Source organism: Salinivibrio sharmensis (assembly GCF_001995985.1).
GTDB classification, from domain to species: Bacteria; Pseudomonadota; Gammaproteobacteria; order Enterobacterales; family Vibrionaceae; genus Salinivibrio; species Salinivibrio sharmensis.
Genome location: NZ_MUFC01000019.1, coordinates 36,460 through 45,188, shown reverse-complemented (window position 1 = coordinate 45,188; position 8,729 = coordinate 36,460). Strand labels below are relative to the sequence as shown.

Below are 8,729 nucleotides of genomic sequence, written 5' to 3'. Positions count from 1 at the left end.
AGAGCAGGTCGAAAAGCGGGTAGGTTATCTTGGCACTCTGGCGGTTATCATCAACGGCGCTGAAGTAGTCTTTAAATGTATCGATATCCACGGTATCTATCCCGAACTATTTTAGAATCGGCCTATATGATCACAGCCAGAGGTGATCGTCAAACCGATCCTGTTTTGGTCAAAAAACGTTCGCGATCTCGCCCTGGTAAGGTAGTAGGGTGTATAATTCATACCGGCCCAATGCAGTCTCGTGACTATCACTCATTGCTGCACAAAGGATATTGAGGAAATAGCCATAATACAGGCTAATCCAACGCTTTCGCCTTTGGCATAAGGGAAGGAGATTTTTTAGCAGATGTTGGCAATCATCAAATCGGCTAAGAAGAAATAATTCTTGGGCAGTTGATGTGAGTAAGTCAACTGCTTCTTCGTCATCAATGTCAATTTTATCAAGCTGATACTTTTCAAAAAACAAATCAGCACTGAGTGTTTCACCGTGCTCTAGCCGACGCACGATATGATACAAGACTATTTCACCATAGCTACTGGAGTCTGGGTTATTATTACCGAAAAAAACGTTATAACATAGCTTAGCTTGTTCAAACTTCCCAAACACAAGATATATTTTAATCGCTTTGACGAGCACTCTCTTTTCTAGATTGAAACCTTGCCGCATCAGCCTGTTCACTAAGAACAGTGGCGTTTCACTTAAGTTAAGATCAATCATGACCTGTAAGATCACACTCACGTAATGATTCACATTACTTTCATGCTTCAGTAAGGTTTCATATAGTCGATTTACTCCTTCTTTAGGTAACACACTTAAAAACCTGAAGACTCTATCATCATTATCGATGATCGATAGAATTGTTTGCCAGTCAAGATCCGATAGTTCTCTCCCTAAATAAAAGTACTCATGTCCATTTTCTCTAATTTTCTCCTTTTCATTAGATAATTTTTCTTTGACAACATCCCTATAAGGGAAAGCGCAACGATCTAAAACGTCGTAAGTAATAACCCTACTCAACTTAAAGGCTAGTAACAGCTCTTCTTCAATTTCAGACATTACATACTCTCAATGATTATTCGATGGTCACACTGAGTATCGCCTTAAATTGGGCAACAACTTACTCAGACTCACACGACTTTTCGTAGCCAACGAACATTACCATTAGTAACACTTTAATCAATAGTACCTAAGTACTATTAACTTCTGGCTTATATTAACCTCAATGCATAAGAGCGGTACCCAGTACCGCTCTTCATTCCTTGTCTTGAGGCGCAAAACCTACGCTCGTGTCAATTGCGTCATTTCTTCGCGAACCTGCGGTACGGTTAAGCCAACAATAATTTGAAAGCTATCACCATTACGTACCATGTTTACTGCACCATGCTCTTGAAAGTATTGCGTTTCCGCTACTTTTTCTGGCTCATGTACCTTGATACGTAACCGCGTGGCACAATTGGTGAGCAAGGCTATATTATCTTTGCCTCCTAACCCTTCAATAAACGCGCTCGCTTGTCCGCCGTCAATCACACCGCTCGATGAATCACTCTGTTGCGCGCCCTTATAGTCGGCTTTGGTATAAAGCTTCGCCTCTGCGCTACCTCGACCAGGGGTGGGAATATCAAACTTCAAAATCAGCGCGCGGAACACCACAAAGTAGATAGCGGTGAAACTCAAGCCGATGAGCACTTGCACAATATAGGTGTCGCCATGCAAGCTGCCTAGCGGTAGCCAATTTTGAAAAATAAAGTCGATAAGCCCAGTCTGAAAGTTACCTGAAACACCAAACCAATAGGCAATGGTTGCCATGGTTGCCGCCAATACCGCGTGGAGAGCAAACAATGCCGGCGCGATAAACAAGAAGGTAAACTCAATTGGCTCGGTGATCCCAGTAAGAATGGCCGTCAATGCCGCACCAAGCACCAAGCCAAGCACCATTTTCTTGTTTTCTGGCTTCGCGGTTGCGTAAAGCGCCATAGCAATACCCGTACAACCAAAGACTTTCCCCATGCCAGTCAACATCAAGCCACCTTGCGGGAATTGCTCAGTTAAGGGGGCAGGATTGCTGGCAAAGTTTTGGATATTTTGAATCCAATGGGCCACTGTGCCGCCATCCACCGCTACAGGTCCATAGAATACGGGGCCATAGACAAAGTGATGCAGCCCCGTTGGGATCATAATCCGCTCAAGGAAGGTGAACATCCACACCCCGAATGACCCCGCACCGACTAAAAAGGTTTGTAGATTATTAATGCCGTGCTGAATACTTGGCCAGGTAAAACAGGTGATGATCGCCATGAGTACCATAATCGGAAAACTCACAATGACCACCAAAGGTGTGCCACCAAACACTGCCGCCCAGTTTGGCAGTTTTTTGTCGAAGAAACGGTTGTGAACCCAAACGGAGAGGCTAGCAATTACGATGGCGCCCAATAGGTTAGTATCCAAAGTAAGTATACCGCCCACATCAGTAAGCCCACGCTCACCCTCCACATAGTTCACCCCAAGCTCAGGTCCCCAGAACTGTAAAATGCCACCAATCACATAATTAAAGGTGATGTATGACACCAGTGTGGCAAGCACTGCGCGCCCAGATGCAGATTTTGCTAGTGCTATCGGTAACCCTACCGCAAACACCAAGGCCATATTTTTAAACACCGCCAACGAGGCTTGGAGAAGGATCGTTGACACTTTTACCCATGCACTGCCTTCCACTGCCCAAGGAAAGAGATCTTGGTTGAGCAGCATCACCGATAAGCCTAATAACATACCGGCTGCAGGAAAGAGGAGCACAGGGACAAACATTGCTGCGCCAAAGCGCTGGATCATATCTTTCATGATGATCGCTCCCAGATGTTGGCCCCAGATGGTCTCTGGGGCATCGTATTATTAATGAAATTGCGGTAGATAGTCGCCGTTCACACGTAAAAGCTCATCGACGATCTGTTGCGCTTTTGGCACATCCACAACGGTTCGATTGAGCGTGAGCGCGTTGACCAGTGTTTGTCGATCTCCGCTAAACCATGCATCCACGACCAGCTTTTCGTAGCCGAGTTGGCCTTCGATCAGTGCTTTTTGGAATGTAGGGATGGTTCCGACCGCAAAGCGTTTCGGGCCGTCATTGGTTAACGCGGCCGGAACTTCAACCATGGCATCATTCTGAATATTGGGGATCGCGCCATCATTCGGTACGATAACCAGATACGTCTCACCACGGTTATAGGCCAAGGAGGCCGCTACACGCACCATATAGCGTCCATGGATATCTGCATGAAGATGCTCATTAGCGGTCGTGCCCGCGGAAATGATGCGTTCATTCAGGCTAAACACCCGCTTTTCTCGTCCATTGATTACTTGGCGCGCACGCGTGTTAGCAATATCTTCCTTTTCCACCATTTTTTCCGGATACAAGTAGTACTGCAGATAAGTATTGGGTAAGTACTCAGGATTGTCTTTCAACATGGTCTGCATGTTTTTAAACGTTGCCTGCCATGAAGGGTCATCCGCAATTTCTGGGTCAACAGCACTGATCCCCTCTTCCAAAATGATGCGTTTAATCTCAGCGGTCAGGTCGACCCCTTCTCGGTTTCGCACCTTGGTAAACCACCCAAAGTGGTTCAGTCCAAAGTATTCCGGCACCAAATCCCAGATCTCGCAACCGAGTAATTGGGCATAACTCACCATAATGGCGGCAGGCATATCGCAGATGTTTAGAATGCGGTTGTCATGAGGAAATTCGCGCTGCAAGGCTTCAGCCACAATGGCTGCTGGATTGGTATAGTTTAAAATCCAGGCATCCGGGGCAAAGTGACGGATATCATTTACTAAGGTGATCATGTCACCTATCGAGCGTAACCCATACGCCATGCCACCCGCACCGCACGTTTCTTGTCCCACACAACCGTAAAACAGTGGTATCTGCTCATCACGCTCCCGCATGGCAAGGCCACCCGTGCGGATCTGAATAAAGAAGAAATCAGCATCTGAGAATGCTGTTTCTTTATCCGTGGTATAAACAAACTCTTCGACCTCAGGATAAGCCTCGCGCAGCAAAATCTCCGTCGCTTTGGCATTCGAGGCTTGTCTTTGTTCATCAATATCATAAAAGGTGATTTTGCTGAGCGGAAATGCCTCTTTTTCAGCAATCAAGCTATTGATCATCCCCAGTGTATAGGTGCTTCCACCCCCGACGATAGTGAGCTTTTGTGGTTTCATCATCGTATCTCCTCTTAATATGTATCTTTAATGTATTACATGGGTGGTACTTTAAAAATACACAAAGGGTTATTTATTGATCGAAGACACGATAAGAATCTATTTATGTACTTTAAATGTATTATCGATCACAGTTTGTTATGATGGGGCATGCAGCTAAAAGGAGCCGACATGTTGAAACCTCGCTACATGCAAATAGCCGATTTACTCACTGAGCAGATTAAAGATGGCACCCTGACACCAGGCGCGATGATGCCAACTGAGGCCACGCTACAAGCCACCTATGACGTCAGCCGAGTCACCATACGTAAGGCGATGAAGGTGTTGGTTGATAACGATCTGCTCTACCGCGTCCGAGGTAGTGGCAGTTATGTAAAAGCCCCTAAAGCACAGCACAACGCCTTTCAACTGATGGGGTTTATCGAAGAAGTCTCAGCGCAAGGCAAAACACCAAGCTCAAAGGTGATCGCATTTGAAACGTCACCTTGCAGCCACACCATTGCCAGTAAATTAAACGTGGAGGAAGGGACGTTGATTTATGAAATCCAACGTCTTCGTTTGATTGATGGCGAGCCAGAAATCCTTGAGTGCACCTACCTACCGGTGGCTATGTTTACCGATCTCAGTATCGAAGTGATGCAAACATCGAAATACGATTATATCGAGCGGCATAAGGGGATGCAGATCGCGAAAAGTCGCCAATGTGTCTGGCCAGATAGCACCTCCACCTCACTCGCCGCGCTCCTCAACACCCGTGAAAACTCGCCCATATTAAGGGTCGAATCAGTCAGTGAGCTTGTCGATGGGACACCGTTTGAATATACAGTGAACTACTTCCGCTTATATCAGTACAGCTTTGAATTCATCGCTCACCGCCAAACACCACAATGATCTGTTTCCTCGAGACGTCTCGGTTGCGTTGTTGAGTATGAGGTGTAGTCTGACCGGGTTACCTTATTTCGACGGGATATCTGATGCGAACAAAAGCAGATAGATGGCGCCATGCTATCGGTTTTGAACTAACAGGCTTAATCTTGGTGGTGTTAGGGCTCAATTGGATCCTTGGAGCAGGCATTGGTCACCTTGGGATCATGGGCGCGATTTTTTCTGTGCTCGCCACCCTTTGGAATTATGTCTACAACATTGGCTTTGATAAAGCGATGTTGGCTTGGCGGGGCTCAGTGCTCAAAACCTTACCGCTGCGTCTGCTGCATGCGGTGATCTTTGAAGCCGGGCTGCTGGTCGCGACCATCCCGTTTATTATGTGGTGGCTGTCGATGAGCTTTTGGCAAGCACTCAGTATGGATATCGGGCTAGTCCTATTTTATCTGGTGTATGCGTTCGTTTATAACTGGCTGTATGACTATCTGTTTCCAATCCCAAATGCGCAGCAGGGCTGAGTCTGCCAGCCCTCAATATCACGGGTACAAAGATTTACTGACGGAAGGTACGCGGCGAGGGGATCAAGTTGTGTTTATTCAATAGCCGATACATGGTCGCGCGTGAGATACCAAGCTCTTTAGCCGCGGCCGACACTTGCCCCTTATTGTCTTCAAGGACGGCGATCAGCGCGTCTCGCTCAGACTCTTCACGGATTTTACGTAAACTTTGTTTATAATCCCCCTGACGAGGAAGATCTAAGTGCTCCGCTTCAATCACCAGATGATCGGCCAACAATACTGCCCGTTTCACCTGATTAATGAGCTCACGCACATTACCCGGCCACGAGTAACTGCTTAACACACGCTTGGCCTCATCGGAAAAGGTTCTCGCTTGCGTGTTGTATTGACGTGCAAACTTAAGCAAAAAGTATTCTGCCAAATCAGGCACATCAGGCTGACGGTCTTTTAACGACGGCATATTAATGCGCAGCACGTTTAACCGGTAATACAGATCTTCACGAAACAGCCCCTCAGCCACCCGCTTTTCCAAATCCATATGGGTGGAGGCAATCACCCGCACATCCAGGTCATGTTCGTATTTGTCATGGCTGATATCTAAGGTGCCCTCTTGCAGCAAGTGCAATAAGTGCCCTTGTAGATGCAGCGGCAGGTCACCAATCTCATCAAAAAAGAGGGTACCTTTGTGGCATTGGCGGATTTTCCCACGCGAATGCTCGTCTCCCAATAGCGCTTGCTGCATTTGCTCGTCGGCAAGCGCCGAACATTTGATCGATTCAAAGGGGGCTTTTGCACGGGTTGAGGCATGATGAACCGCTTGCGCCACCAACTCTTTACCTGTACCGCTCTCGCCGGCGATCAACACAGACACATCGGTGGGCGCGACACGCCTGACCTGATCGCGCAATTTTTTCATGGCCGGGCTGGTACCTTCCAACCCCATATCGCTATGATCGCCCAACTGCGGCCATACTTGTCGCTCAAGGCGCAACATGCCCAATTGGTGACCAATGGTGCTCATCAGCTGCGAGTTAGGGACGGGCGAGGTGAAGTAATCAATGCAAAAGCTAACAATAAACTGGCAAATGGCTTCGTTAGTCAGTTGGTTTTCTCTTACTAAAGCTAACCAGCGCACCTGTTTGTTGCGGTTCACCAGTGATGCCACACCGTTAAGGCTAAAGTCATCATGGCTTAAGTCGACAATACCGATGCAGGGGCCGATATCTTGCAGCAATGACTGCGCGGCTCGCAAATCATAGCAACGATGACAATGCCAACCGGCTTGCTCAAGGGTGGCCAACCACGGCTCATAAGTCCCGCCGACCACGACGAGTGAGCTCAAGGTTTTGTCATTCCCCGAATCGAATCCCATAACACCTGCCTTACATCCAGTCTGTCTTTTTTGCCAGCGAATCAAGCCCCTATTATAAAGAAGGGCAAGTTCTAATCTGTCTCAATAAAGAGACAATCGATGGGTTGTAATACGGATAATTGTAGCCAAACATCTGAAAAAGCCAGATAAAATATCGCAGGTTTATGAAAAGACAATGACGCAAGGCGCAAAAAAAGCGGCTCAATGAGCCGCTTATGCTGTGGTCTGTTCAGTGTTAACTGCCTTGCTGCGGGCGCATAGCTGGGAACAAAATCACATCGCGGATCGTATGCGTATTGGTGAATAACATCACCAATCGGTCAATACCGATCCCTTGTCCCGCAGTCGGAGGCAAACCATGCTCGAGTGCGTTGATATAATCCGCATCGTAGTACATAGCCTCATCATCACCGGCATCTTTGGCATCGACCTGAGCTTTGAAACGTTCATCTTGGTCTTCTGCGTCGTTAAGCTCCGAGAAGCCATTTGCCACTTCACGCCCACCGACGAAGAATTCAAAGCGATCGGTCACAAACGGGTTATCATCATTGCGACGCGCCAGCGGTGAAATATCAGCCGGATATTCGGTGATAAAGGTTGGCTGAATTAACTGCGGTTCAGCGGTCTCACCAAAGATCTCTTCCAGCAATTGTCCAGTCGTCCAGAATGACTCAACACTGATCTTGAGTGATTTTGCAATCGAGGCAAGATGATCACGGTCTTGTACCGTCTCATACGTCAGCGCCTGGATCTCCGCATGATCAGGATTATATTGCTTGATAGCGTCAAGCATGGTCATTCGCGGATAAGGCCCAGCGAAGTTAATTTCATGCTCGCCATATGGCAACACTGACTGTCCCATCACTTCCAGCGCCACGCGAGAGAGCATATCTTCCGTGAGATCCATCAGATCATTGTAATCCGCATACGCCATATAGAATTCCATCATGGTGAATTCAGGATTATGACGCGGTGAAAGCCCTTCATTACGGAAGTTACGGTTCACTTCAAACACACGCTCAAAACCGCCGACGACCAAGCGCTTAAGATAAAGCTCTGGCGCCACACGTAAGTACATGTCGATATCAAGCGCATTATGGTGGGTGGTAAACGGACGCGCAGTCGCACCGCCTGGGATGACGTGCATCATCGGCGTTTCCACTTCCATAAAGTGTTTTTCCACCATGTAATTACGGATGGCGGTGACCACATTCGAACGTACCTGGAAGGCGTGACGCGACTCTTCGTTGACAATCAGATCCACGTAGCGCTGACGATAGCGCAGCTCTTGGTCAGCCAAGCCATGGAATTTTTCCGGTAGCGGCCGTAGGGCTTTCGTCAGCAGCTGGTAGCGCTCCATGTTGACATACAGATCGCCTTTACCAGATTTATGTAGCGCACCGTGCACACCAATGATGTCACCGATATCTAAGCCCTGGTACTCAGCTTTCAACGCCTTTTGCACGTCTTTTGACGCATAGGCTTGAATACGGCCCGAGACATCTTGTACCACCATAAATGGACCACGTTTGGCCATGATGCGGCCCGCGATAGTCACTTTGTGGTCCAGTGTTTCAAGTTCCGCTTTTTCTTTCTCGCCAAATTCAGCTTGCAAGTCAGCCGCCAAGTGCTCGCGACGGAAATCATTCGGATGGCCGTTTGCCTTACAGTTTTCACGAATGTGAGTGAGCTTGGCGCGACGCTCGGCAATCAGCTTATTTTCATCTGGTAACTGGTCAGTCAT

At 47.7% G+C, this 8,729-nt stretch carries 7 protein-coding genes; 2 read left to right on the top strand and 5 right to left on the bottom strand.

What is annotated here, in order from left to right; translation table 11 throughout:
* Nucleotides 1-169: 169 nt before the first annotated feature.
* The 3 genes from BZG74_RS13725 to BZG74_RS13715 all read right to left on the bottom strand — a co-directional run bounded on the left by BZG74_RS13725 (nucleotide 170) and on the right by BZG74_RS13715 (nucleotide 4,216).
* Complete coding sequence (locus BZG74_RS13725; RefSeq protein ID WP_077773113.1) at nucleotides 170-1,057, bottom strand: hypothetical protein; 888 nt, start codon at nucleotides 1,055-1,057, stop codon at nucleotides 170-172.
* 222 nt (nucleotides 1,058-1,279) lie between these two features.
* Nucleotides 1,280-2,836 (bottom strand): alpha-glucoside-specific PTS transporter subunit IIBC, encoded by a 1,557-nt coding sequence (locus BZG74_RS13720; RefSeq protein ID WP_077773112.1) that lies wholly within the window; start codon nucleotides 2,834-2,836, stop codon nucleotides 1,280-1,282.
* A 51-nt stretch (nucleotides 2,837-2,887) separates the two neighbouring features.
* A complete protein-coding gene (locus BZG74_RS13715; protein WP_235605768.1) occupies nucleotides 2,888-4,216 on the bottom strand; it encodes a 6-phospho-alpha-glucosidase in 1,329 nt (442 codons plus the stop codon).
* Nucleotides 4,217-4,384: 168 nt separating this feature from the next.
* Here BZG74_RS13715 and BZG74_RS13710 point away from each other — a divergent pair, with 168 nt between their 5' ends.
* The gene (locus BZG74_RS13710; RefSeq protein ID WP_077578296.1) at nucleotides 4,385-5,104 is read left to right on the top strand and encodes a GntR family transcriptional regulator; all 720 of its coding nucleotides are present in this window, start codon (nucleotides 4,385-4,387) and stop codon (nucleotides 5,102-5,104) included.
* Nucleotides 5,105-5,187: 83 nt separating this feature from the next.
* Nucleotides 5,188-5,613: a PACE efflux transporter gene (locus BZG74_RS13705; RefSeq protein ID WP_077773111.1), complete on the top strand. Its 426-nt coding sequence runs from the start codon at nucleotides 5,188-5,190 to the stop codon at nucleotides 5,611-5,613.
* 34 nt (nucleotides 5,614-5,647) lie between these two features.
* Here BZG74_RS13705 and BZG74_RS13700 read toward each other — a convergent pair whose 3' ends face one another.
* Together BZG74_RS13700 and lysS are read right to left on the bottom strand one after the other, a co-directional pair.
* Nucleotides 5,648-6,985: a sigma-54-dependent transcriptional regulator gene (locus tag BZG74_RS13700; protein ID WP_077773110.1), complete on the bottom strand. Its 1,338-nt coding sequence runs from the start codon at nucleotides 6,983-6,985 to the stop codon at nucleotides 5,648-5,650.
* Nucleotides 6,986-7,220: 235 nt separating this feature from the next.
* Nucleotides 7,221-8,729: a lysine--tRNA ligase gene (lysS, locus tag BZG74_RS13695; protein WP_077773109.1), complete on the bottom strand. Its 1,509-nt coding sequence runs from the start codon at nucleotides 8,727-8,729 to the stop codon at nucleotides 7,221-7,223.

Coding starts and splice junctions, on each gene's coding strand:
- BZG74_RS13725 (WP_077773113.1), bottom strand. CDS start 1,057: ATGTCTGAAATTGAAGAAGAGCTGTTACTAGCCTTTAAGTTGAGTAGG.
- BZG74_RS13720 (WP_077773112.1), bottom strand. CDS start 2,836: ATGAAAGATATGATCCAGCGCTTTGGCGCAGCAATGTTTGTCCCTGTG.
- BZG74_RS13715 (WP_235605768.1), bottom strand. CDS start 4,216: ATGATGAAACCACAAAAGCTCACTATCGTCGGGGGTGGAAGCACCTAT.
- BZG74_RS13710 (WP_077578296.1), top strand. CDS start 4,385: ATGTTGAAACCTCGCTACATGCAAATAGCCGATTTACTCACTGAGCAG.
- BZG74_RS13705 (WP_077773111.1), top strand. CDS start 5,188: ATGCGAACAAAAGCAGATAGATGGCGCCATGCTATCGGTTTTGAACTA.
- BZG74_RS13700 (WP_077773110.1), bottom strand. CDS start 6,985: ATGGGATTCGATTCGGGGAATGACAAAACCTTGAGCTCACTCGTCGTG.
- lysS (WP_077773109.1), bottom strand. CDS start 8,729: ATGACTGACCAGTTACCAGATGAAAATAAGCTGATTGCCGAGCGTCGC.